The sequence below is a fragment of the Pseudomonas lalucatii genome (genome assembly GCF_018398425.1).
Classification (GTDB): Bacteria; Pseudomonadota; Gammaproteobacteria; order Pseudomonadales; family Pseudomonadaceae; genus Aquipseudomonas; species Aquipseudomonas lalucatii.
The window spans coordinates 485,442-510,236 of record NZ_JADPMV010000001.1; the positions used below are offsets into that span (position 1 = coordinate 485,442).

Sequence of the window (24,795 nt, forward strand, 5' to 3'; positions counted from 1 at the left end):
GCCCCAGGTGGCAACGGCCTGTCCTGTCAGATGGCAAGGCGCGCCAAGCAGGGCTAGTTTGAAGACTCTGCCGAGTTAAATCCGGCTCGCTCGAACGAGCCCCCAGGAGACCCACAATGCCTTCGCTCGATAGCCTGAACAGTCGTCGCAGCCTCGCCGTCGGCGACCAGACCTACCAGTACTTCAGCCTGCCAGAGGCGGCGAAAACCCTCGGCGACATCGCCAGGCTGCCGATGTCGCTGAAAGTGCTGCTGGAGAACCTGTTGCGCTGGGAGGATGGCCAGACCGTCAACGGCGATGACCTGCAGGCCATGGGCGACTGGCTGCAGCATCGCCGCTCGGAGCGCGAGATCCAGTACCGGCCGGCCCGCGTGCTGATGCAGGACTTCACCGGCGTGCCGGCGGTGGTGGATCTGGCCGCCATGCGCGAGGCCATGGCCAAGGCCGGTGGCGACCCGCAGAAGATCAACCCGCTGTCACCGGTCGACCTGGTCATCGACCATTCGGTGATGGTCGACAAGTTCGCCAGCCCCGCCGCCTTCGAGCAGAATGTGGCCATGGAGATGCAGCGCAACGGCGAACGCTACGCCTTCCTGCGCTGGGGCCAGCACACCTTCGCCAACTTCAGCGTGGTGCCGCCGGGCACCGGCATCTGCCACCAGGTCAACCTGGAATACCTCGGTCGCACCGTGTGGACCAGGGAGGAAGACGGCCAGACCTTCGCCTACCCCGACACCCTGGTCGGCACCGACTCGCACACCACCATGATCAACGGCCTCGGCGTGCTCGGCTGGGGCGTCGGCGGCATCGAGGCGGAAGCGGCCATGCTCGGCCAGCCGGTATCGATGCTGATTCCCGAGGTGATCGGCTTCAAGCTCAGCGGCAAACTCAAGGAGGGCATCACCGCCACCGACCTGGTGCTGACCGTCACCCAGATGCTGCGCAGCAAGGGGGTGGTCGGCAAGTTCGTGGAGTTCTATGGCGACGGCCTGGCCGACCTGCCGCTGGCCGACCGCGCGACCATCGCCAACATGGCCCCGGAGTACGGCGCGACCTGCGGATTCTTCCCGGTCGACGACATCACCCTGGGTTATCTGCGCCTGTCCGGCCGTCCGGAGCAGGGCGTCAAGCTGGTCGAGGCCTACTGCAAGGCTCAGGGCCTGTGGCGCGAGCCGGGCGCCGAACCGCTGTTCAGCGACAGCATGGCGCTGGACCTGGGCAGCGTCGAGGCCAGCCTGGCCGGGCCCAAGCGGCCGCAGGACAGGGTCGCGCTGTCCCAGGTCAGCCGGGCCTTCGATGAATTCATGGGCCTGCACGTGCAGCCGGCGCCCAAGGAGGAGAGCCGCCTGCTCGGCGAAGGCGGCGGCGGTGCCGCGGTCGGCGCCGCCTCCCAGGTCAGCGAGGCCGACTTCGAACACGACGGCCAGACCCACAAGCTCAAGGACGGTGCCGTGGTGATCGCCGCGATCACCTCCTGCACCAACACCTCGAACCCCAGCGTGATGCTGGCGGCCGGCCTGCTGGCCAAGAAGGCCGTGGAAAAAGGCCTGAAACGCAAACCCTGGGTCAAGAGTTCGCTGGCCCCCGGCTCCAAGGTGGTGACCGAATACTTCAAGGCCGCCGGCCTGACCCGCTATTTGGACGAGCTGGGCTTCGACCTGGTCGGCTACGGCTGCACCACCTGCATCGGCAACTCCGGCCCGCTGCTCGAGCCCATAGAAAAGGCCATTCAGGAGAACGACCTGACGGTGGCCTCGGTGCTGTCCGGCAACCGCAACTTCGAGGGCCGCGTGCACCCGCTGGTGAAGACCAACTGGCTGGCTTCGCCACCGCTGGTGGTGGCCTACGCCCTCGCCGGCAGCGTACGCATGCACATCGGCGAGGAACCCCTCGGCCATGGCAAGGACGGCAAGCCCGTCTACCTGAAGGACATCTGGCCGAGCCAGCAGGAGATCGCCGAGGCGATCCAGAAGGTCGACACGGCCATGTTCCACAAGGAGTACGCCGAGGTATTCGCCGGCGACGAACAGTGGCAGTCCATCGCGGTGCCGGATGCCGACACCTACGCCTGGCAGGACGACTCCACCTATATTCAGCACCCGCCGTTCTTCGAGAACATCGCCGACGCGCCGCCGCATATCGGCGATATCCATCAGGCGCGGATTCTCGCCCTGCTGGGCGACTCGGTGACCACCGACCACATCTCCCCCGCCGGCAACATCAAGGCCGACAGCCCGGCCGGCCGCTACCTGCGCGAACAAGGGGTCGAACCGAAAGACTTCAACTCCTACGGCTCGCGCCGTGGCAACCACGAGGTGATGATGCGCGGCACCTTCGCCAACATTCGCATCAGGAACGAGATGCTCGATGGCGAGGAAGGCGGCAACACCCTGCATGTGCCCAGCGGCGACAAGCTGTCGATCTACGACGCCGCCATGCGCTACCAGGAGGCCGGCACGCCGCTGCTGGTGATCGCCGGCAAGGAGTACGGCACCGGATCGAGCCGCGACTGGGCGGCCAAGGGCACCAACCTGCTCGGAGTCAAGGCGGTGATCGCCGAAAGCTACGAGCGCATCCACCGCTCCAACCTGGTCGGCATGGGCGTGCTGCCCCTGCAGTTCAAGCCGGGACAGGACCGCAAGACGCTGAAGCTGAGCGGCAAGGAAAGCCTGAGCATCTGCGGCCTGGATGGCGTCGAACTGCACCCGCACATGAACCTGACGGTGGAGGTCAAACGCGAGGACGGTTCCGCCGAGCGCTTCGAGGTGTTGTGCCGTATCGACACGGCCAACGAGGTGGAGTACTTCAAGGCCGGCGGTATCCTGCACTATGTGCTGCGCCAACTGATCGCCGGTAGCTGAGGGCTGGGCTGGCAGGGCACTGCCCTGCCATAGCCCTGGCGTGATAATACTGACGCGGGTCAAGCCAAGTCGCCCCGGGCGCATTATCCTAGCGCTCAACTTCCGGCGGCAATGGCCGACAAGAACAGTATCGCTCCCAGGGACATCTCAGCCATGCGCAACAACCAACCCGTCACCCAGCGTGAACGCAGTTTTCCGGCCCAGCAGCGCCTGATCTCCACCACCGACGCCAAGGGCCAGATCACCTACTGCAACGAAGCCTTCATCGAGATCAGCGGCTTCGGTCGCGATGAGCTGATGGGCGCGCCGCACAACCTGGTGCGCCACCCCGACGTGCCCTCGGCGGTGTTCGAGCACATGTGGCAGACCCTCAAGCAGGGCAAGCCGTGGATGGGCATCGTCAAGAACCGCCGCAAGAACGGCGACCACTACTGGGTCAACGCCTACGTCACGCCGATGCTGGAGAAGGGCCAACTGGTCGGTTACGAGTCGGTGCGGGTCAAGCCCACCGCCGAGCAGGTGCGCCGCGCCGAGGCCCTGTACCAGCGGATCAACGCCGGCAAGTCGGCGATTCCCAGCCGCGACCGCTGGCTGCCGGTACTGCAGAACTGGCTGCCGTTCATCCTGGTCAGCCAGGCCGGCTTCCTGGTCGGCGCCTGGCTCGACTCCAGCTGGGGCTTCCTGCTGGCCGCCCTGCTCTGCGTGCCGCTCGGCCTGGCCGGCGTGAACTGGCAGCAACGGGGAATCAAGCGCCTGCTGCAGCTGGCCGAGCAAACCACCTCCGACCCGCTGATCGCGCAGATGTACAGTGACAGCCGCGGTGCCCAGGGCCGCCTGGAAATGTCCATGCTCAGCCAGGAGGCCCGCCTGAAGACCTGCCTGACCCGCCTGCAGGACAGCGCCGAATACCTGACCCAGCAGGCGCAGCGCGCCGACGCCCTGGCCCAGAACAGCTCGGCCGGCCTCGACCGCCAGCGCCAGGAGACCGAGCAGGTGGCCACCGCGGTCAACGAGATGGCCGCCACCACCCTGGAGGTGGCGAGCAACGTGGCGCGCACCGCCATCGCCACCCAGGAAGCCAATCGCCTGACCAGCCAGGGCCGCAACATCGCCGCGGAAACCCGTGAGGCGATCCAGCGCCTGTCCCTGTCGGTCGGCGAAACCGGCGAGACCGTGACCCGCCTGGCCCAGGACAGCAACGAGATCGGCGGCGTGGTCGACGTGATCAAGGGCATCGCCGACCAGACCAACCTGCTCGCCCTCAACGCCGCCATCGAGGCGGCCCGCGCCGGCGAGATGGGCCGCGGCTTCGCCGTGGTAGCCGACGAGGTGCGCTCGCTGGCCCAGCGCACCGCCGAGTCCACCGAGCAGATCCATCAGCTGATCGCCAAGCTGCAGCGCACCGCCGAGGAAGCGGTGATGACCATGGAGATCGGCCGCAAGCAGGCCGACGACGGCGTCGACAGCGTGCAGAAGGCCGACCAGGCCCTGGCCGGAATCAGCGACGCGGTGGCCAATATCGCCGACATGGCCAACCAGATCGCCGCCGCGGCCGAGGAGCAGAGCGCGGTGGCCGATGAGATCAACCAGAACATCACCAACATCGCCCAGCTGGCCGACCAGACCGCCGGCGAGGCCCAGAGCACGGCCCAGCTCAGCGGCGAGCTGACGGCCACCGCCCGCGGCCAGTACTCCCTGGTGGAGCGCTTCAACCGCTGAGCGTCAGGGGGGTGCTCCGCCCGGCGCCCCCTCGCCTCCTTCCACCAGCACAGGTCGACGCTTCCTCGCCGAAGCGTCGCCGCTCCTCCCGAACAACGGGCGACCCTAGGGCGCGAGGAACGCCAGCACCGCCTGCGCGGCCGCCTGCAGATGCTGCTGGTGGCTGAAACCCGAGCTTTTCAGCGGCTTGAGGTCGTGGTCGGCGGCCGCCAGCCAGTGCACCCGGATCGCCTGTGACAGGGTATAGCCGGCCACCTTCGGGCGGTCGCCCATGGGGTCGCGCTCGCCCTGGACGATCAGGGTCGGCGTGCGCAACTCGGCCAAATGCGCGACCCGCGGCTTGTCGGGCTTGCCGATGGCGTGGAAGGGATAGCCCAGGCACACCAGGGCATCGGCACCCAGCTCATCGGCCAGCAGGCTGGCCATGCGCCCGCCCATGGACTTGCCGCCGATCGCCAGCGGCCCCGCGACCTGTCGCCGCACCAGCTCATGGACTCGGCGCCACTCGTCCAGCAGCCTGGCCTGGGGGCTGGGCGGGCGTTTCTTGCCGTCCAGCCGCCGCGCCGCCATATAGGCGAACTCGAAGCGCACCACCGCCACGCCGCGCTCCGCCAGGCGTTCGGCCATCTGCTGCATGAAGTCGCTGTCCATCGGCGCACCGGCGCCGTGGGCGAGGATCAGCGTCGCCCGACACTCGCCCACGGGCCGATTCCACAACCAGGTCGATGACTCCCCACCCTGGGCGCATTGATCCCCGTCAATACCCATGCCCTGCCCTTTGCTCATGCTTGCCTCGCTTTAAGAATCCGTTGGCGCGCGCCGCCACTGCCGGCGTCCGCGCCAAGCGCTTTCGAACGTTCTGCCATAACCGTGGATGGAAGCCCAGACATGAACACAACAACCAGTGCCGCCTACAACTACAAGGTGGTCCGCCAGTTCGCCATTATGACAGTGGTGTGGGGCCTAGTCGGCATGGGCCTCGGCGTGCTGATCGCCGCTCAGCTGGCCTGGCCCGGCCTCAACTTCGACCTGCCCTGGACCAGCTTCGGCCGCCTGCGGCCACTGCACACCAACGCGGTGATCTTCGCCTTCGGCGGCTGCGCCCTGTTCGCCACCAGCTACTACGCGGTGCAGCGCACCTCCCAGGCCGCGCTGTTCGCCCCCAGGCTGGCCGCCTTCACCTTCTGGGGCTGGCAGCTGGTGATAGTGCTGGCGGCCATCAGCCTGCCGCTGGGCTACACCAGCTCCAAGGAATACGCCGAGCTGGAATGGCCGATCGACATCCTCATCACCCTGGTCTGGGTCAGCTACGCCGTGGTCTTCTTCGGCACGGTGATCAAGCGCAAGGTCAGCCACATCTATGTGGGCAACTGGTTCTTCGGCGGTTTCATCCTCACCGTGGCCCTGCTGCACCTGGTCAACAACCTGGAGGTGCCGGTCAGCCTGACCAAGTCCTATTCGATCTACTCCGGCGCCACCGACGCGATGATCCAGTGGTGGTACGGCCACAACGCCGTGGGTTTCTTCCTCACCGCCGGTTTCCTGGGGATGATGTACTACTTCGTGCCCAAGCAGGCCGAGCGCCCGGTCTACTCCTATCGCCTGTCCATCGTGCACTTCTGGGCGCTGATCACCCTGTATATCTGGGCCGGCCCGCACCACCTGCACTACACCGCCCTGCCGGACTGGGCCCAGTCCCTCGGCATGGTCATGTCGCTGGTGCTGCTGGCGCCGAGCTGGGGCGGCATGATCAACGGCATGATGACCCTCTCCGGCGCCTGGCATAAGTTGCGCACCGACCCCATCCTGCGCTTCCTCGTGGTGTCCCTGGCCTTCTACGGCATGTCCACCTTCGAAGGCCCGATGATGGCGGTCAAGACCGTCAACGCCCTGTCGCACTACACCGACTGGACCATCGGCCACGTGCATGCCGGGGCGCTGGGCTGGGTGGCGATGATCTCCATCGGCTCGCTCTACCACCTGATCCCCAAGGTGTTCGGCCGCGCGCAGATGCACAGCATCGGCCTGATCAACGCGCACTTCTGGCTGGCCACCATCGGCACCGTGCTGTACATCGCCTCGATGTGGGTCAACGGCATTACCCAGGGCCTGATGTGGCGCGCGGTCAACGAAGACGGCACCCTCACCTACTCCTTCGTCGAAGCCCTGGAAGCCAGCCACCCCGGCTTCGTGGTGCGGGTGGTCGGCGGTGCGATCTTCTTCGCCGGCATGCTGCTGATGGCCTGGAACGTCTGGCAGACGGTGCGCGCCAGCAAACCCGCCGAGGTGCAGGCCGCCGCACAGTTTTCGGTCGAAGGAGCCCACTGATGAAACACGAAATCATCGAGAAGAACATCGGCCTGATGGCCCTGCTGATGGTCCTGGCCGTCAGCATCGGCGGCCTGACCCAGATCGTCCCGCTGTTCTTTCAGGACGTCACCAACGAGCCGGTGGCCGGGCTCAAGCCCTACACCGCGCTGCAGCTGGAAGGCCGCGACATCTACATCAAGGAAGGCTGCGTCGGCTGCCACTCGCAGATGATCCGCCCGTTCCGTGCCGAGACCGAGCGCTACGGCCACTACTCGGTGGCCGGCGAGAGCGTCTGGGACCACCCCTTCCTGTGGGGCTCCAAGCGCACCGGTCCGGACCTGGCCCGGGTCGGCGGCCGCTACTCGAACGAGTGGCAGCGCGCCCACCTGTACAACCCGCGCAACCTGGTGCCGGAGTCGAAGATGCCGGCCTACCCCTGGCTGGTGGAGAACCAGCTGGACGGCCAGGACACCGCCAGGAAGATGCAGGTCATGCGCGGCTTCGGCGTGCCCTACAGCGATGCAGACATCGCCGGGGCCAGGGATGCGGTGAAGGGCAAGAGCGAGATGGATGCACTGGTCGCGTACCTGCAGGTGCTCGGCACCGCACTGAAGAACAAGAGGTAGACCCATGACCTTCGACATCATCGACATCGGCACCCTGCGCGGCCTGGGTACCGCAGCGGTGTTCTTCGCCTTCACTGCCGTGCTGCTCTGGGCCTACAGCGGCAAGCGCCAGGCGGCCTTCGCCGAAGCCGCGCGCCTGCCCTTCGCCGACGAACTCACGACTGCCGCATCGAGGAACGACACCCCATGAGCACCTTCTGGAGCTGGTATATCACCCTGCTGACCCTCGGCAGCCTGCTCGCCCTGTTCTGGCTGATCTTCGCCACCCGCAAGGGCGAACGCAAAGGCACCACCGAGCAGACCATGGGCCACTCCTTCGACGGCATCGAGGAATACGACAACCCCTTGCCCAAGTGGTGGTTCATGCTGTTCCTCGCCACCCTGGTCTTCGCCCTCGGCTACCTGGCGCTCTATCCCGGCCTGGGCAACTGGAAGGGCCTGCTGCCCGGCTATCAGGACGGCTGGACCCAGGTCGCCCAATGGCAGCGGGAGGTGGACACGGCCGAGCGGGCCTACGGACCGATCTTCGCCCAATACGCGGCCATGCCCCTGGAAGAGGTGGCCAAAGACCCGCAGGCCCTGAAGATGGGCGGCCGCCTGTTCGCCACCTATTGCTCGATCTGTCATGGCTCGGACGCCAAGGGTGCGGTGGGCTTTCCCGACCTGACCGACCGGCACTGGCGCTGGGGCGGCGACGCCGAAACCATCAAGGCCAGCATCCTCGGCGGTCGCAACGGCATGATGCCGGCCTGGGGCCAGGCGCTCGGCGACGACGGCGTGCGCCAGGTCGCCGCCTACGTGCGCAATCGGCTGGCCGGACTGCCGCTGGCGGAAGGCAGCGCGATCCACCTGGAGAAAGGCGCCGAACTGTTCGCCAGCAACTGTGCAGCCTGCCATGGCGCGGCCGGTACCGGCCTGGCCATGCTCGGTGCCCCGGACCTGACCCAGCCCGCCGGCTGGATCTACGGCGCCAGCCTGGCCCAGCTGCAGCAGACCATCCGCTACGGGCGCAACGGCCAGATGCCGGCCCAGGAGCAGTACCTGGGCAACGACAAGGTGCACCTGCTGGCCGCCTATGTACTGAGCCTGAGCCGCGACGGCGACGCCGCCCCGCGCCTGAGCCAGCACTGACCCGCGCGCCGGCGGCCACCGCGCGCCGCCGGCCCATCTCCCCGCGGACCGGCCCACGCGGCCAATGCGACGCTGTGTCGCACCGCGGCGACGACTGACCGGCCGGCGCCCGCAGCATGGACTAGCCTTGCCGGGGCGCCAGCGGCCAGGCGCCTAAGGCGCCCTCGCTCTCGCGCCGTCGGCGGCCGCCGGCCAAGGGCCCGCAGCGGCGCCGCCGAACCGCCCTAAAAAGCCCGTCAAGCCTGATTTGTAACGGCTCGCGTCGTTGCATTGGCTACCTGCTTTCTCCATACTTGCCGCCGATTTTTGTCCCCTAAAAACTCCATTAACCGTGGAACCCAGCATGAGCACAGCAATCAGTCAGACTGCTTATAACTACAAGGTGGTCCGCCAGTTCGCCGTAATGACGGTGATCTGGGGGGTCATCGGCATGGGTCTAGGCGTGTTCATTGCCGCACAACTCGTGTGGCCGGAACTCAACCTGGGCATGGAATGGACGAGCTTCGGCCGTCTGCGTCCCCTGCACACCAACGCGGTGATCTTCGCCTTCGGCGGTTGCGCCCTGTTCGCCACGTCCTACTACGTGGTCCAGCGCACCAGCCAAGCGCGCCTGATCTCCGACGGTCTGGCCGCCTTCACCTTCTGGGGTTGGCAAGCGGTAATCGTGCTGGCTGTCATCACCCTGCCCATGGGCTACACCAGCTCCAAGGAGTACGCCGAGCTGGAATGGCCGATCGACATCCTCCTGGGCATCGTCTGGATCAGCTACCTGCTGGTGTTCTTCGGCACCATCCTCAAGCGCAAGACCAAGCACATCTACGTGGGCAACTGGTTCTTCGGTGCCTTCATCTTGGTCACCGCCATGCTGCACATCGTCAACAGCATGGAAATGCCGGTCAGCCTGTTCAAGTCCTACTCCATGTACGCGGGTGCGACCGATGCGATGATCCAGTGGTGGTACGGCCACAACGCCGTGGGCTTCTTCCTCACCACCGGCTTCCTGGGGATGATGTACTACTTCGTGCCCAAGCAGGCCGAGCGTCCGATCTACTCCTACCGCCTGTCCATCGTGCACTTCTGGGCGCTGATCACCCTGTATATCTGGGCCGGCCCGCACCACCTGCACTACACCGCCCTGCCGGACTGGGCCCAGTCCCTCGGCATGGCCATGTCGGTGATCCTCCTGGCCCCGAGCTGGGGCGGCATGATCAACGGCATGATGAGCCTGTCCGGCGCCTGGCATAAGCTGCGCACCGACCCGATCCTGCGCTTCCTCGTGGTGTCCCTGGCGTTCTACGGCATGAGCACCTTCGAAGGCCCGATGATGGCGATCAAGACCGTCAACGCCCTGTCGCACTACACCGACTGGACCATCGGCCACGTCCACGCCGGCGCCCTCGGCTGGGTCGCGATGATCTCCATCGGCTCGCTCTACCACCTGATCCCCAAGGTGTTCGGCCGCGAGCAGATGCACAGCATCGCCCTGATCAACGCGCACTTCTGGCTGGCCACCATCGGCACCGTGCTGTACATCGCCTCGATGTGGGTCAACGGCATCACCCAGGGCCTGATGTGGCGCGCGGTCAACGAAGACGGCACCCTCACCTACTCCTTCGTCGAAGCCCTGGAAGCCAGCCACCCCGGCTTCGTGGTGCGCATGATCGGCGGCGCCTTCTTCGTCGCCGGCATGCTGCTGATGGCCTACAACACCTATCGCACCGTGCGTGCCGCCAAGCCGGCTGAATACGAGGCGGCTGCGCAGATTCCCGCCGGAGTAGCTCACTGATGAAACACGAAATCATCGAGAAGAATATCGGCCTGATGGCCCTGCTGATGGTCCTGGCCGTCAGCATCGGCGGCCTGACCCAGATCGTCCCGCTGTTCTTTCAGGACGTCACCAACGAGCCGGTGGAAGGCCTCAAGCCCTACACCGCGCTGCAACTGGAAGGCCGCGACGTCTACATTTCCAACGGCTGCGTCGGCTGCCACTCGCAGATGATCCGTCCGTTCCGCGCCGAGACCGAGCGCTACGGCCACTACTCGGTGGCCGGCGAGAGCGTCTGGGACCACCCCTTCCTGTGGGGCTCCAAGCGTACCGGCCCGGACCTGGCCCGGGTCGGCGGCCGCTACTCGGACGAGTGGCACCGCGCCCACCTGTACAACCCGCGCAACGTGGTGCCGGAGTCGAAGATGCCCTCCTACCCCTGGCTGGTAGAGAACAAGCTCGACGGCAAGCACACCGCCAGGAAGATGGAAGTCATGCGTGACTTCGGCGTGCCCTACAGCGATGCAGACATCGCCGGGGCCAAGGATGCGGTGAAGGGCAAGACCGAGATGGACGCGCTGGTCGCGTACCTGCAGGTCCTCGGCACCGCCATCAAGAACAAGCGGTAATCCACGATGCCTTCTTTTCTCACGGACGTCGGGACTATTCGCGGCATAGGCACGGCGGTGGTGTTCATCGCCTTCATCGCCGTGGTCCTCTGGGCCTACAGCAGCAAACGCAAGTCGAGCTTCGACGAAGCCGCCAACCTGCCCTTTGCCGATGACCCCAAAGCCGACGAGCGTGACGAGCAATCTTCCAGGAGCAATAACCAATGACCACGTTCTGGAGTTGGTACGTAACAGTACTTTCACTGGGCACCATCTTCGCCCTGACCTGGCTGATCTTCGGCACCCGCAAGGGCCAGCGCCAGGAGAGCACCGAGGAAACCGTCGGCCATGTGTTCGACGGCGTCGAGGAGTTCGACAACCCGCTGCCCAAGTGGTGGTTCATGCTGTTCGTCGCCACCATCGTCTTCGCCCTCGGCTACCTGGCCCTCTACCCGGGCCTGGGCAACTGGAAGGGCCTGCTGCCGGGCTACGACTACCTGGATAACGAGGCCAAGACCCCCTTCGCCGCCAACGTGCAGATCGCCGACGGCGAACAGCGCAACGCGGGCTGGACCGGCGTGCACCAGTGGGAGAAGGAAATGGCCAAGGCCGACGCCCAGTACGGGCCGATCTTCGCCAAGTACGCGGCCATGCCGATCGAGCAGGTCGCCCAGGACGAGCAGGCCCTGAAGATGGGCGGTCGCCTGTTCGCCTCGAACTGCTCGGTGTGCCACGGCTCCGACGCCAAGGGCGCCTACGGCTTCCCCAACCTGACCGACGGCGACTGGCTGTACGGCGGCGAGCCGGAAACCATCAAGACCACCATCATGGCCGGTCGTCAGGCGGCCATGCCGGCCTGGAAGGACAGCCTCGGCGAGGAAGGCATCAAGCACGTTACCGCCTACGTGCGCAGCCTGTCCGGCCTGAAGTCCCCCGAGGGCATCGATGCCGACCCGCTCGCCGGCAAGGAAATCTTCGCCAGCAGCTGCGCCGTGTGCCACGGCGCCGAAGGCAAGGGCCAGCACGCCATGGGCGCGCCGAACCTGACCGACAAGACCTGGCTCTACGGCTCCAGCTTTGCCCAGGTGCAGCAGACCCTGCGTTACGGCCGCAACGGCCAGATGCCGGCCCAGGAGGCCTTCCTCGGCAACGACAAGGTGCACCTGCTGGCCGCCTATGTGTACAGCCTGTCGCAGCAAGGCGCAGAGCAGTAAGGCTCGCTCCTGCTGCATCGCGACCCCCGGTCGCACCCAAGTCGGGCGCGGTCGGGGGTACCATAGCGTATTAGTGAAATGCCCTGGGCCGGTGCACGTCGCCCCGGGGCAGCCAGTCAACCGCTGTGGTAGTCCCCGATGAGTTCGCAGATTCCGGTAAAAGACGTCACCCCTGCCCCGTCCAAGGTCGAGTCCGTCGACCTCTACGCCAATCGCGAAAAGATCTACACCCGCGCCTTCACCGGCCTGTTCCGCAACCTGCGCATGCTCGGTGGCGCCCTGCTGTTCATCCTCTATTTCGGCACCGTGTGGCTCAGCTGGGATGGTCGCCAGGCCGTCTGGTGGGACCTGCCGGCGCGCAAGTTCCATATCTTCGGCGCCACCTACTGGCCCCAGGACTTCGTCCTGCTCTCGGCCCTGCTGATCATCGCCGCCTTCGGCCTGTTCTTCATCACCGTGTTCGCCGGCCGCGTCTGGTGCGGCTACACCTGCCCGCAGAGCGTGTTCACCTGGGTGTTCATGTGGGCGGAGAAGGTCACCGAGGGCGACCGCAACCAGCGCATAAAGCTGGACAAGGCGCCGATGACCGGCCGCAAGCTCCTGCGCAAGGCGGCCAAGCACGGCATCTGGGTCGCGGTATCCCTGGCCACGGCGCTGACCTTCGTCGGCTACTTCGCGCCGATCCGCGAGCTGATTCCCGAACTGCTGACCCTTGAGGCCAGCGGCTGGGCGGTGTTCTGGGTCGGCTTCTTCACCCTCGCCACCTACGGCAACGCCGGCTGGTTGCGCGAGCAGGTGTGCATCTACATGTGCCCCTACGCCCGCTTCCAGAGCGTGATGTTCGACCAGGATACCCTGATCGTCTCCTACGACCCGCGCCGCGGCGAGCACCGCGGGCCGCGCAAGAAGGACGCCGACTACAAGGCCGAGGGCCTCGGCGACTGCATCGACTGCAAGATGTGCGTGCAGGTCTGCCCGACCGGCATCGACATCCGCGACGGCCTGCAGATCGAATGCATCGGCTGCGCCGCCTGCATCGACGCCTGCGACAGCATCATGGACAAGATGAACTACCCGAAAGGGCTGATCAGCTACACCACCGAGCACAACCTGTCGGGGCAGCAGACCCACCTGGCCCGGCCGCGTCTGATCGGCTACGCCCTGGCCCTGCTGGCGATGATCGGCCTGTTCGTCTGGGCCATCGCCAACCGCCCCCTGGTGGAACTGGACGTGATCAAGGACCGCGTGCTGTACCGCGAGAACGAGGCCGGCCGTATCGAGAACGTCTACACCCTGAAGATCATGAACAAGTCCCAGCGCGACGTGACCTACCTGATCGAAGCCGACGGTCTCGACGGCCTGGTCTACGAAGGCAAGCGCGAGGTCAAGGCGCTGGCCGGCGAGGTCCTGAGCCTGCCGGTAGAGCTGTCGATCGAGCCCGAGAAGCTGCCGTCCAGCGCCAACGAAATCCGCTTCCGCGTCCAGTCCATCGACGATGCGCGCATCACCAACGACGCCGACAGCCGCTTCATCGGCCCGGCCGTCCGCTGACCCATGAGCCCCAATCCATGAGCGAACAATCCCCGGTCAAACCCTGGTACAAGCAGTTCTGGCCCTGGTTCATCCTCGGCCTGCTGGGTTATTCGGTAGTCCAGGGCGTGACCCTGCTGACCATCGCCAGCAAGAACCCGCCGGGACTGATTTCCGACGACTACTACGACGTCGGCAAGGGCATCAACCAGTCGCTGGAGCGCGAGAAATTCGCCGAGCGCCTGCAGCTGAGCGCCCGCCTCGAGCTGGATGAAGAAACCGGCATCGCCGAGCTGCGCCTGCAGGGGTACAGCGGCCCGGCGCAGCTGGTACTCAACCTGATCTCGCCGACCCAGCCCGAGCGCGACCGGCGCATCATCCTGCAGCCCCAGGGCCAGGGCCTGTACCGCGGCCAGATGCAGGATGCCGTGCAGGGCCGGCGCTTCGTCGAGCTGATCGGCCAGGAAGGTGGCCAAGACTGGCGCCTGTTCGAGGAACGGACCCTGGAACCCGGCAAGGCCGTCCACCTCGGCGCCGCGCGCTAGCGACAGGTCGAAGATCGCCCCCGATGGCTCAACCCCTTCCCTGTTTCCATTGCGGCCTGCCGGTGCCTGCCGGCAGCCGCTTCCAGGCCCTGATTCTCGGCGAGCCGCGCGAGCTGTGCTGCCCCGGCTGCCAGGCCGTGGCCGAGGCCATAGTCGCCGGCGGCCTGGAGCACTACTACAAGCACCGCAGCGACACCGCCGCCAACCCCCAGGCCCTGCCCCAGGTGCTGCCCGACGAACTGGCGCTGTACGATCGCGCCGAAGTGCAGGCGAGCTTCGTCGCCCACCAGGGCGAGCTCAGCGAGACCTGCCTGCTGATCGAGGGCATCAGCTGCGCCGCCTGTGGCTGGCTGATCGAGAAGCACCTGCGCGCCCTGCCCGGTGTCGCCGAGGCCCAGCTCAACCTGTCCAACCAGCGCCTGCAGGTGCGCTGGGCCGACAGTCAGCTGCCGCTCAGCCAACTGCTCGCCGAACTGCGCCGCATCGGCTATGCCGGGCATCCCTGGCAGGCCGACAGCGCCAGCGCCCAGCTGACCCGGGAAAACCGCCGCGCCATGCGCGAGCTGGGGGTCGCCGGCCTGCTGTGGATCCAGGTGATGATGGCGACCATGGCTACCTGGCCGGAATTCAACATCGACCTGTCCGCCGAGCTGGACCAGATCCTGCGCTGGACCAGCCTGTTCCTCACCACGCCCATCGTCTTCTACTGCTGCGGCCAGTTCTTCCGCGGCGCCCTGCGCGACCTGCGCACCCGTCACCTGAGCATGGACGTCTCGGTGTCCCTGGCGATCGGCGGCGCCTATGTCGCCGGCATCTGGTCGACGGTGACCGGCCAGGGCGAGCTGTATTTCGACGCGGTGGGCATGTTCGCCCTGTTCCTCCTGGCCGGCCGCTACCTGGAGCGCCGCGCCCGCGAGCGCACCGCGGCGGCCACCGCGCAGCTGGTCAACCTGCTGCCGGCCTCCTGCCTGCGCCTGGACGACCAGGGCCACGGCCAGCGCATCCTGCTCAGCGAGCTGCGAGTCGGCGAGCGGGTCCTGGTGCCGCCCGGGGCCCAGCTGCCGGCCGACGGGCGCATCCTCAGCGGCCGCTCCAGCGTCGACGAGTCGCTGCTGACCGGCGAGTACCTGCCGCGGCCCCGCGGCGAAGGCGACGAGGTCACCGCCGGCACCCTCAACGTCGAAGGTCCGCTGACAGTGCGGGTCGAGGCCCTCGGCGACGCGACCCGGCTGTCGGCCATCGTCCGCCTGCTGGAACGGGCGCAGAGCGCCAAGCCGCGCCTGGCCGAGGTGGCCGATCGGGTGGCGCAGTGGTTCCTGCTGATCGTTCTGGTCAGCGCCGCCGCGGTCGGCCTGGCCTGGTGGCAGATCGATCCGGCGCGGGCCTTCTGGGTGGTGCTGGCCCTGCTGGTGGCCACCTGCCCCTGCGCCCTGGCCCTGGCCACCCCCACGGCGCTGACCGCCGCCACCGGCAGCCTGCACAAGCTCGGCCTGCTGCTGACCCGCGGCCATGTGCTCGAGGGCTTGCAGCAGATCGACACGGTGATCTTCGACAAGACCGGCACCCTCACCGAGGGCCGCCTGACGCTCGGCGCCATCCACCCCCTCGGCAGCCTGGACGCCGACGCCTGCCTGGCGTTGGCCGCGGCCCTGGAGAACCGCTCCGAGCACCCCATCGCCCGTGCCTTCGGCCGCGCCGCCCAGGCCGCCGAGCACGTCGAGAGCACGCCGGGGCGCGGCCTGCAGGGCCGGGTCGGCGGCCGCCTGCTGCGCATCGGCCAGGCCGCCTTCGTCAGCGAACTGAGCGAGCAGCCGGCGCCCACTATTTCCGGCGAGCAGGGCCAGTGGCTGCTGCTCGGCGACGAGCACGGCCCGCTGGCCTGGTTCGTCCTCAACGACCGCCTGCGCGACGACGCCCCCGCGCTGCTCGCCGCCTGCCGCGCCCAGGGCTGGCAGGTGCTGCTGCTGTCCGGCGACAGCTCGCCGATGGTCGCCGAGGTGGCCCGCCAGCTGGGCATCGAGCAGGCCCGTGGCGGCCTGACGCCGGACGCCAAGCTGGCGGAACTGCAGCGCCTGCACGAGCAGGGCCACCGCGTGCTGATGCTCGGCGACGGGGTCAACGACGTGCCGGTGCTGGCCGCCGCCGACATCAGCGTGGCCATGGGCAGCGCCACCGACCTGGCCAAGACCAGCGCCGATGCGGTGCTGCTGTCCAACCGCCTGTCCAGCCTGGTGCAGGCCTTCGGCCTGGCCCGGCGCACCCGCCGCATCATCGTCGAGAACCTGGCCTGGGCCAGCCTGTACAATGGCCTGGTGTTGCCCTTCGCCGCCCTGGGCTGGATCACCCCGATCTGGGCCGCGCTGGGCATGTCGCTCAGTTCGCTGCTGGTGGTGCTCAACGCGTTGCGCCTGACGCGCAGCCCAGCACCCTAGGCCGGAGACCCGATGTCCGCGCTCTATATCCTGATTCCCGTGGCCCTGATGCTGGTGGCCTTCGCCATCTGGCTGTTCTTCTGGGCGGTCGACAGCGGCCAGTACGACGACCTCGACGGCCCGGCCCACAGCATCCTGTTCGACGACGAGGACCCGCAGCACAAGGCCGCGCTCGACGAAGTGGACAAGCCGAGCGAGCAGGGCCCGAAAGGTGACTGAACTGGCGCCGCAGCTGCTCTCCGCGCTGATCCTCGGCCTGCTCGGCGGCGGCCACTGCCTGGGCATGTGCGGCGGCCTGATGGGCGCCCTGACCCTGGCCATTCCCGCCGAACGCCGGGCCCGGCGCCTGCGCCTGCTGCTCGGCTACAACCTCGGGCGCATCCTCAGCTATGCCACCGCCGGCCTGCTCCTCGGCCTGGCCGGCTGGGCCCTGGCCAGCAGCCCCGCGGCCCTGGCCCTGCGCGTGCTGGCCGCGCTGCTGCTAATCGCCATGGGCCTGTACCTGGCCGGTTGGTGGAGCGGCCTGACCCGCATCGAGGCCCTCGGCGGCGGCCTGTGGCGACGTATCCAGCCGCTGACCCGGCGCTTCATGCCGGTCGACAGCCCGGCCAAGGCCCTGCTGCTCGGCGCGCTCTGGGGCTGGCTGCCCTGCGGCCTGGTCTACAGCACCCTGCTGTGGGCGGCCAGCCAGGGCGACGCCCTGGACAGCGCCGTGCTGATGCTGGGCTTCGGCCTGGGCACCCTGCCGGTACTGCTCGCCACCGGCATGGCCGCAGAACGCCTCACCGCCCTGCTGCGCAGACGGGGGGTGCGCACCGCCGGCGGCCTGCTGGTGATCCTGTTCGGCCTCTGGACCCTGCCCGGCCCGCACCAGCACTGGCTGATGGGCCACTGAGCCGACACCCGGCGCGCTTGATGCAGGTCAAGATGCCCGCCGGCCCGCGCCCCTAGACTCCCGGCATCGCTCGCTATTCCGGGAACCTCGCCCATGCTCGATGCCATCCAGTGGGACGCCGACCTGATCCACCGCTACGACCAGGCCGGCCCGCGCTACACCTCCTACCCCACCGCCGTGCAGTTCCATGGCGACATCGGCCCCTTCGACCTGCTGCACGCCCTGCGCGACAGCCGCAAGGGCCTGCGCCCGCTTTCGCTCTATGTACATGTGCCGTTCTGCGCGCACATCTGCTACTACTGCGCCTGCAACAAGGTGATCACCAAGGATCGCGGCCGCGCCCAGCCCTACCTGCAGGCGCTGGAGCACGAGATAGGCATCATCGGCCGCCACCTGGACCCGCGCCAGCGGGTCGAGCAGCTGCACCTGGGCGGTGGCACCCCGACCTTCCTCAGCCACGACGAACTGCGCCAGCTGATGGCCCGGCTGCGCAGCCACTTCCAGCTGCTGGACGACGACTCCGGTGACTACAGCATCGAAATCGACCCGCGCGAGGCCGACTGGTCGACCATGGGCCTGCTCCGCGAGCTCGGCTTCAACCGCGTCAGCCTCGGCGTACAGGATCTCGACCCGACGGTGCAACGCGCGATCAACCGCCTGCAGAGCCTGGAGGAGACCCGCGCCATAGTCGAAGCCGCCCGCACCCTGCAGTTCCGTTCGCTGAACATCGACCTGATCTACGGCCTGCCGCTGCAGACCCCGGCGCACTTCGCCCAGACCGTCGAGGAAGTGATCGCCCTGCAACCGGACCGCCTGTCGCTGTTCAACTATGCCCACCTGCCCGAGCGCTTCATGCCGCAACGCCGGATCAGCGCCGAGGACCTGCCCTCGCCGACCCACAAGCTGGCCATGCTGCAGGGCAGCATCGAGCAGCTAAGCGCCGCCGGCTACCGCTATATCGGCATGGACCACTTCGCCCTGCCCGACGACGAATTGGCCATGGCTCAGGAGGACGGCAGCCTGCAGCGCAACTTCCAGGGCTACACCACCCACGGCCATTGCGACCTGATCGGCCTGGGCGTCTCGGCCATCAGCCAGATCGGCGATCTCTACTGCCAGAACGGCAGCGACCTGGGCAACTACCAGAGCAGCCTGGCCAGCGGCCAGCTGGCGACCCAGCGCGGCCTGCAGTGCGACGTCGACGACCGCCTGCGCCGCGCGGTGATCCAGCAGCTGATCTGCCACTTCGAACTGGCGTTCGCGCCGATCGAGCGGGCCTTCGCCATCGACTTTCACACCTACTTCGCCGAGGCCTGGACGCAGCTGCAGGGAATGCATCGCGACGGCCTGATCGTCCTGAGCCCCGAGGCGATCCGCGTGCGCCCGGGCGGACGCCTGCTGATCCGCGCGCTGTGCATGCTGTTCGACCGCTACCTGACGCCCCAGCAGCGTCCGCAGCGCTATTCCCGGATCATCTAGGCGGCTTCGCCTGCCACCGGGCAGCATCGGCGCCCATGCGCATTTCGCCGCGCCCTCGGCCTTCCATGCCAGGCGCTCCGCCGGCCACTGGCCGGGATGCACCGCGCCGCAACTTTGCCCGGATTGGCTGGCTGGGCACCTCTGCCTGCTGTAACCTTGCTGCTAGTGTGTGATTAGCCAGGGACAACCCCGATGTCGCAATGCGCCAACCTGCGTGCACCTCATCAAGCCCACTGCAAGGACTGCAGCCTAGCGCCGCTGTGCCTGCCGCTCTCGTTGAATCTCGAGGACATGGACGCCCTCGATGAGATCGTCAAGCGCGGCCGGCCGCTGAAGAAAGGCGAATTCCTGTTCCGCCAGGGCGATGCCTTCGGCTCGGTGTTCGCCGTACGCTCCGGAGCCCTGAAGACCTTCAGCCTGAGCGACGCCGGCGAAGAACAGGTCACGGGGTTCTACCTGCCCAGCGAACTGGTCGGCCTGTCCGGCATGGACACCGAGAGCTATCCGGTCTCGGCCCAGGCCCTGGAAACCACCTCGGTCTGCGAGATTCCCTTCGAGCGTCTCGACGAGCTGTCCGTGCAGCTGCCGCAGCTGCGACGCCAGCTGATGCGCGTGATGAGCCGGGAGATTCGCGAGGACCAGCAGATGCTGCTACTACTGTCGAAGAAAACCGCCGACGAGCGCATCGCCACCTTTCTGGTCAACCTCTCGGCGCGCTTTCGCGCCCGCGGCTTCTCCGCCCAGCAGTTCCGCCTGGCCATGTCGCGCAACGAGATCGGCAACTACCTGGGACTGGCCGTGGAAACCGTGTCGCGGGTATTCACCCGCTTCCAGCACAGCAAGCTGATCGAGGCCGAGGGCAAGGAGGTGCATATTCTCGACCCCATCGAACTCTGCGCCCTGGCCGGCGGCAAGCTCGACGGCTGAGCCCTGTACGGCTGCCTAGCCGGGCCGGCCACTACCCTTCGTAAGCCGTAGGAGTCCCGCGATGATCTTCGACGAGTTCAGCATCAAGACCCTGGTCCGCCCGGTAGCCGACTTCCCCAAGCCCGGGGTGACCTTCCGTGACATCACGCCCCTGTTCCAGTCGCCACGGGCGCTGCGCATGGTCGCCGACAGCTTCATCCAGCGCTATGTCGAGGCCGAATTCAGCCATATCGGCGCCATGGACGCCCGCGGCTTCCTTATCGGCTCGATCATCGCCTACGAGCTGAACAAGCCGCTCATCCTCTTTCGCAAGCAGGGCAAGCTGCCGGCCGAAGTGCTCAGCGAAGCCTACACGACCGAGTACGGCGAGGCCTTCCTCGAGGTGCACGCCGACAGCCTGTGCGACGGCGACAGCATCCTGATCTTCGATGACCTGATCGCCACCGGCGGCACCCTGCTGGCCGCCGCGCAACTGGTGCGGCGCATGGGCGCGCGCATCCACGAGGCCGCGGCGATCATCGACCTGCCGGATCTGGGCGGCTCGCAGAAGCTGCAGGATATCGGCATCCCGACCTTTACCCTGACCGCCTTCGCCCTGAACGAGCGCTGAGGAAGCGGTATCGGCTCGGCCCGCCGGGCGCGCCTGCGCCTATTCGAAATAGGCCTGGAAGAAGCGATCCAGCTCGCCCTCGTACTGCTCCAGGGAATACAGCGTATCGGCCGCCAGCAGGTCGAGCAGGACCATGCCGTTGGGCCCGGAGTCCTCGACGACCGCGGCGCGCAGCCGCCCGCTCATGCCCAGATTGACCTGGCGCAGGTTACGGTAGACCTCGCGCAACCCGCTCATGGACCAGTCCGCCGACAGGCCCCGCTGCTGACGCAGGTACTGGCCCAGCAGGTAGGAGCCGAAGACCCGGAAAAGGGTTTCCTCGGTGCCGCTGAACGGCTGGTGGAACCAGGCCATGGCCTTCAGCATCCGCGTGTGCGGACACCCAGAAGTAGCGCCCAGGGCGCCGAGCAGCGAGCCCAAGGCACGCTGCAAGGTGGTGTGTTGCCGAGTCTCACGCCCGCGCCAGTGCACCTCGACCTCCACCCTTTCGTAGGATGGCGACTGCGCCAGCAGCTCCACCGGCGCCACCAGCGCCTGCGCGAAGGGGCAACGCGGCGACTGCTCCGGCCGCAATGGGCAATGCCGGCACTGATGGAATTCCAGCCGCGTCCAGTCGGGCAGTGCCGTGCCCTGCTCGGTCGTGCCAGGTTGCAGTGCGATCCGGTGATCCCAACTGCGGCCATCGGCGAAGTGAAACCTGTAGAGGATGACCGAGTCATCCGCGGCCTCTAGATCCATGGTCTAACCTGATCGTCGAGCGGGGTGAGAATTTAGGGTAGCAGCTTGCCGGCGTAGCCATTGTCCAGGCGTCATTCTCATGTCGCCTGACATTCGGAGTTGGCCATAGGACGCACTTAACCGCCCCCTCACTCTCTGTCGCAACAAAGGAGCTGGCGATGGACGACAGGCAGAGCGGCTTGACCAGCGGACTGGTCGAGCAAATCGACATCGGGGTGATCATCCTCGACTCCAGCTTACGCATCCAGTACTGGAACAGCTTCATCAGCCAGTGCAGCGGCAAGGTCCTGGAGCAGGCCCGCCACCTGCCATTCACCCAGATCTTCCCGGAAGCCGACACGCGCCACCTGCATCGCATGCTGGTGCAGGTCCGCGATCATGGCCAGCACGTCTATAGCCAGTGGCGCGACAACCCCTACCTGATCCATCTGCCTTACAAGCCGGCGAGCACGCCAGGCGCCCTGATGCTGCAGAACACCCTGCTGCTCCCCTTTCACGACCCGGAGGGTCGACAGTGCTTCGGCCTGTTGCTGTACGACAGCACGGATTTGGCGCGCCGCGACGAACAGCTGGACGCCGTGCTCGAGACGTTGAGTGGCAAACAGGCCGAACGGGAACAGCTGCTCAAGAAACTGGAAAAAGCCAACAGCCAACTCCTGCAATCGGAGAAGCTCGCGGCCATCGGCCAGCTCGCCGCCGGCGTGGCCCATGAGATCAACAATCCGATCGGTTACGTGTTCTCCAACCTCAAGACCCTGGCCGGCTATGTTCAGGATCTGCTGCACATAGTCGATGCGGTGGACGGCGCCGCCAACCTCGACGAATTGCACCGCCTCAAGCGCAGCATGGAATATGACTATATCCGCAACGATGTAGAGGCCTTGATCGGCGAATCCGAGGACGGCATCGACCGGGTCAAGAAGATCATCTCCGCGCTCAAGGATTTCTCCCACATGGAGGAAGAGGCCTTTCGCTGCGCCGACCTGCACCAGGGCCTGGACAGCACCCTCAACGTGGTCAACAACGAGCTGAAGTACAAGGCCGAGATCGTCAAGGAATACGGCCAGTTGCCGGAGGTGGAGTGCATCCCCTCGCAGATCAATCAGGTGCTGATGAACCTGTTGGTCAACGCGGCCCATGCCATGGAGCAGTTCGGCCGCATCACCCTGCGCAGCAATCAGGAAGGCGACTGGGTCTGGCTGGAGGTCGAGGACACCGGCAAGGGCATCGAGCCCCACCTGCTCAACCGCATCTACGAACCCTTCTTCACCACCAAGCCAGTCGGCAAGGGCACGGGGCTGGGCCTGGCCCTGTCCTACAGCATCGTGCAGAAACACCACGGCCGTATAGAGGTCAGCAGCGAGCTCGGCCAGGGTACGCGCTTTCGCATCTGGCTTCCTGTCCAACAACCCACTCCAGACAGTGCAGGCAGCCCGCCGCTATGAACGCCCCGCTCCTGGCGCACGACGCCACCCTCCTTCTGGTCGATGACGAGGAGAACATCCTCAAGAGCTTGCGTCGCCTGCTGCGCCAGGAACCCTACGAAATTCTCATGGCCGACGGCGCCGGACAGGCCCTGCAGCTGCTAGAGGCGCATCGGGTTGACCTGGTGATCTCCGACGCGCGCATGCCGGGCATGGATGGCGCCAGCCTGCTTAGCGAGGTCCAGCAGCGCTGGCCGGAGTGCATGCGTATCCTGCTCACCGGACATGCCGACATCGGTACCACCATCAAGGCGATCAACCAGGGCCAGATTTTCCGCTACATCAGCAAGCCCTGGGACGATGACGAGCTGCGCCTGATCATTCGCCAGGCCCTGGCCTTCCAGCACTCCGAACGGGAACGCCAGCGCCTGGAGCGCCTCACCCACGAGCAGAACCAGCACCTGCAGGAGCTCAACACCACCCTGGAACAACGGGTGCGCAGCCGCACGGCTGAGCTGCAGCAAACCGCCGACATGCTCGACATGGCCTATGAAGAGCTCAAGCGCAGCTACGTGACGGCGACCGAGGTGTTTTCCAGCCTGGTCAACCTGCGCATTCCACGGGATAAGCAAAGCAACGGCGCGGTCATCGCACTGGTGCGCGCCTACGCCGAACAGCATGGCCTGGGCGAGGCTTCCAGCCGCGACCTGGCGATGGCGGCCGCGCTGTACAACGTCGGCAAGCTGACCTGGAGCGACAGCCTGCTCAACAGCCCGGCCGACCTGCTCTACAAGCACGAGCGCGAGCGCTATCGGCAATACCCGGTGCTCGGCGAAAGCCTGCTGATGAGCCTAGAGCCGCTGCAGGATGCCGCCCGCCTGATCCGCCATCATCAGGAGCGCTGGGACGGTGGCGGCTTTCCCGACCGGCTCAAGGGCGAGGCCATCCCCCTGGGCGCACGCCTACTCAAGCTGGCGGTCGACTTCATCGAGTTGCAATGCGGGCTGGTGCTCGAGCGCAAGCTGAATCGCGACGAGGCCCTGCTGCTGGTGCAGAAGTACAGCGGCAAGCTCTACGACCCGCAACTGTGCGAAAGCTTCATCGAACTCTGCACCACCCTGGCCCCCGACCTGACCCTGGCCGACCCCAGCATCCTGGTGCTCGACACCCGTCGCCTGATGCCAGACATGCGGCTGGCGCGCGACCTCAGAGCCGACAACGGCACATTGCTGCTCAACGAGGGCAAACAGCTGACCCAGGCGCTGATCAACAAGTTGATCACCTTCGAGGAAAGCGAAGGCGCGCAATACACCCTGTTCGTGCGATCCCCGGACCCCACTGGCGCGCCCCTTCAGGAGACGATCCGATGATCAAGATCCAACTGGTGGACGACGAGCCCCAGATCCTCAAGTCCTTGCAGCGCCTGCTCCACCCACAGGACTGGCAGGTACATGCCTTCGACGATGTATACCAGGCGCTGGACGCGCTCACCGAGCATGAATACGCGGTGATCCTGTCCGACTACCGCATGCCCCACCTGGACGGCATCACCTACCTGAAGTTCGCCAAGCAGCGCCAGCCCGAGGCGGTGCGCCTGATGCTCACCGGCCATGGCGACCGCCAGTCGATGATCCAGGCCATCAACGAGGCGGAGATCTACCGCTTCATTTCCAAGCCCTGGGAAGACTACGAGGTGGAAGCGGCCCTGCGCAGCGCCATCGATCTCCACCTGCTGCGCAGCGAGAATCAACGCCTGCTGACGCAACTGCGCGCGCAACAGAGCGCCCTGGACCGTCAGCAGCAGGAGCTGCTGCGGTTGGAAACGGAGAACCCCGGCCTGACCCGCGTGTTACGCGACGCCGACGGCTCCATCCTCATCGAAGACAGCGACGCATGACCAGGCCCAGCGCCTGCCCGCCGCCGTCCAGGCCCCCTTGCGCACGACTGTGACGTCTCGCCGACCGGTGCCGCCCAAGACGAA

The 24,795-nt window shown here is 66.7% G+C and carries 23 protein-coding genes; 21 read left to right on the forward strand and 2 right to left on the reverse strand.

Going from position 1 to position 24,795, the window contains the following annotated elements; all coding sequences use genetic code 11:
- Positions 1-116 precede the first annotated feature (116 nt).
- On the forward strand, positions 117-2,861 hold the full coding sequence (gene acnA, locus I0D00_RS02175) for an aconitate hydratase AcnA (protein ID WP_213638121.1): 2,745 nt from the start codon (positions 117-119) through the stop codon (positions 2,859-2,861).
- A 153-nt stretch (positions 2,862-3,014) separates the two neighbouring features.
- Entirely contained in the window at positions 3,015-4,580 is a 1,566-nt protein-coding gene (locus I0D00_RS02180) for a methyl-accepting chemotaxis protein (protein WP_213638122.1), read from the forward strand.
- 105 nt (positions 4,581-4,685) lie between these two features.
- On the opposite strand, the gene I0D00_RS02185 is transcribed toward I0D00_RS02180, so the two are convergent.
- The gene (locus tag I0D00_RS02185) at positions 4,686-5,366 is read right to left on the reverse strand and encodes an alpha/beta family hydrolase (RefSeq protein ID WP_213638123.1); all 681 of its coding nucleotides are present in this window, start codon (positions 5,364-5,366) and stop codon (positions 4,686-4,688) included.
- A 102-nt stretch (positions 5,367-5,468) separates the two neighbouring features.
- On the opposite strand from I0D00_RS02185, the gene ccoN (I0D00_RS02190) reads away from it, so the two are divergent.
- The 16 genes from ccoN (I0D00_RS02190) (at position 5,469) to I0D00_RS02265 (ending at position 20,652) form a co-directional block, all read left to right on the forward strand.
- A complete protein-coding gene (gene ccoN / locus I0D00_RS02190) occupies positions 5,469-6,908 on the forward strand; it encodes a cytochrome-c oxidase, cbb3-type subunit I (RefSeq protein WP_213638124.1) in 1,440 nt (479 codons plus the stop codon).
- Positions 6,908-7,516 (forward strand): cytochrome-c oxidase, cbb3-type subunit II, encoded by a 609-nt coding sequence (gene ccoO, locus I0D00_RS02195; protein WP_213638125.1) that lies wholly within the window; start codon positions 6,908-6,910, stop codon positions 7,514-7,516. Before ccoN (I0D00_RS02190) ends, ccoO (I0D00_RS02195) begins: the two co-directional genes overlap by 1 nt.
- Before the next feature lie 4 nt (positions 7,517-7,520).
- Positions 7,521-7,706 (forward strand): cbb3-type cytochrome oxidase subunit 3, encoded by a 186-nt coding sequence (locus tag I0D00_RS02200; RefSeq protein WP_213638126.1) that lies wholly within the window; start codon positions 7,521-7,523, stop codon positions 7,704-7,706.
- Positions 7,703-8,647, forward strand: coding sequence for a cytochrome-c oxidase, cbb3-type subunit III (gene ccoP, locus I0D00_RS02205; protein WP_213638127.1), 945 nt, complete (start codon positions 7,703-7,705; stop codon positions 8,645-8,647). Before I0D00_RS02200 ends, ccoP (I0D00_RS02205) begins: the two co-directional genes overlap by 4 nt.
- Before the next feature lie 343 nt (positions 8,648-8,990).
- Positions 8,991-10,433 carry a cytochrome-c oxidase, cbb3-type subunit I gene (ccoN, locus tag I0D00_RS02210; protein WP_213638128.1) on the forward strand — a complete coding sequence of 481 codons (1,443 nt, stop codon included), beginning with the start codon at positions 8,991-8,993 and terminating at the stop codon, positions 10,431-10,433.
- The gene (ccoO, locus tag I0D00_RS02215) at positions 10,433-11,041 is read left to right on the forward strand and encodes a cytochrome-c oxidase, cbb3-type subunit II (RefSeq protein WP_213638129.1); all 609 of its coding nucleotides are present in this window, start codon (positions 10,433-10,435) and stop codon (positions 11,039-11,041) included. Before ccoN (I0D00_RS02210) ends, ccoO (I0D00_RS02215) begins: the two co-directional genes overlap by 1 nt.
- 6 nt (positions 11,042-11,047) lie before the next feature.
- Complete coding sequence (locus I0D00_RS02220; RefSeq protein ID WP_213638130.1) at positions 11,048-11,248, forward strand: cbb3-type cytochrome oxidase subunit 3; 201 nt, start codon at positions 11,048-11,050, stop codon at positions 11,246-11,248.
- Positions 11,245-12,234, forward strand: coding sequence for a cytochrome-c oxidase, cbb3-type subunit III (gene ccoP, locus I0D00_RS02225; RefSeq protein ID WP_213638131.1), 990 nt, complete (start codon positions 11,245-11,247; stop codon positions 12,232-12,234). The genes I0D00_RS02220 and ccoP (I0D00_RS02225) overlap by 4 nt, the downstream gene beginning before the upstream one ends.
- 138 nt (positions 12,235-12,372) lie before the next feature.
- The gene (gene ccoG / locus I0D00_RS02230; RefSeq protein ID WP_213638132.1) at positions 12,373-13,785 is read left to right on the forward strand and encodes a cytochrome c oxidase accessory protein CcoG; all 1,413 of its coding nucleotides are present in this window, start codon (positions 12,373-12,375) and stop codon (positions 13,783-13,785) included.
- Between the two features lie 17 nt (positions 13,786-13,802).
- A complete protein-coding gene (locus tag I0D00_RS02235; protein WP_213638133.1) occupies positions 13,803-14,309 on the forward strand; it encodes a FixH family protein in 507 nt (168 codons plus the stop codon).
- A 23-nt stretch (positions 14,310-14,332) separates the two neighbouring features.
- Positions 14,333-16,741, forward strand: coding sequence for a heavy metal translocating P-type ATPase (locus I0D00_RS02240; protein ID WP_213638134.1), 2,409 nt, complete (start codon positions 14,333-14,335; stop codon positions 16,739-16,741).
- Between the two features lie 12 nt (positions 16,742-16,753).
- Positions 16,754-16,960, forward strand: a complete 207-nt coding sequence (ccoS, locus tag I0D00_RS02245; protein WP_213638135.1) for a cbb3-type cytochrome oxidase assembly protein CcoS — start codon at positions 16,754-16,756, stop codon at positions 16,958-16,960.
- Positions 16,953-17,636 (forward strand): sulfite exporter TauE/SafE family protein, encoded by a 684-nt coding sequence (locus I0D00_RS02250; RefSeq protein ID WP_213638136.1) that lies wholly within the window; start codon positions 16,953-16,955, stop codon positions 17,634-17,636. The genes ccoS and I0D00_RS02250 overlap by 8 nt, the downstream gene beginning before the upstream one ends.
- A 93-nt stretch (positions 17,637-17,729) precedes the next feature.
- The gene (gene hemN / locus I0D00_RS02255) at positions 17,730-19,115 is read left to right on the forward strand and encodes an oxygen-independent coproporphyrinogen III oxidase (RefSeq protein WP_213638137.1); all 1,386 of its coding nucleotides are present in this window, start codon (positions 17,730-17,732) and stop codon (positions 19,113-19,115) included.
- 192 nt (positions 19,116-19,307) lie between these two features.
- Complete coding sequence (gene fnr, locus I0D00_RS02260) at positions 19,308-20,042, forward strand: fumarate/nitrate reduction transcriptional regulator Fnr (RefSeq protein WP_213638138.1); 735 nt, start codon at positions 19,308-19,310, stop codon at positions 20,040-20,042.
- Between the two features lie 61 nt (positions 20,043-20,103).
- A complete protein-coding gene (locus I0D00_RS02265; RefSeq protein WP_213638139.1) occupies positions 20,104-20,652 on the forward strand; it encodes an adenine phosphoribosyltransferase in 549 nt (182 codons plus the stop codon).
- 39 nt (positions 20,653-20,691) lie between these two features.
- On the opposite strand, the gene I0D00_RS02270 is transcribed toward I0D00_RS02265, so the two are convergent.
- Complete coding sequence (locus I0D00_RS02270) at positions 20,692-21,390, reverse strand: DUF6901 family protein (protein WP_213638140.1); 699 nt, start codon at positions 21,388-21,390, stop codon at positions 20,692-20,694.
- Between the two features lie 158 nt (positions 21,391-21,548).
- On the opposite strand from I0D00_RS02270, the gene I0D00_RS02275 reads away from it, so the two are divergent.
- The 3 genes from I0D00_RS02275 to I0D00_RS02285 are packed head-to-tail and all read left to right on the forward strand — an operon-like array spanning position 21,549 to position 24,711.
- Positions 21,549-22,835, forward strand: a complete 1,287-nt coding sequence (locus tag I0D00_RS02275; protein ID WP_213638141.1) for an ATP-binding protein — start codon at positions 21,549-21,551, stop codon at positions 22,833-22,835.
- Positions 22,832-24,184 (forward strand): response regulator c-di-GMP phosphodiesterase, NosR family, encoded by a 1,353-nt coding sequence (gene nosR, locus I0D00_RS02280; RefSeq protein ID WP_213638142.1) that lies wholly within the window; start codon positions 22,832-22,834, stop codon positions 24,182-24,184. Before I0D00_RS02275 ends, nosR begins: the two co-directional genes overlap by 4 nt.
- A complete protein-coding gene (locus I0D00_RS02285) occupies positions 24,181-24,711 on the forward strand; it encodes a response regulator (protein WP_213638143.1) in 531 nt (176 codons plus the stop codon). The genes nosR and I0D00_RS02285 overlap by 4 nt, the downstream gene beginning before the upstream one ends.
- Positions 24,712-24,795 lie beyond the last annotated feature (84 nt).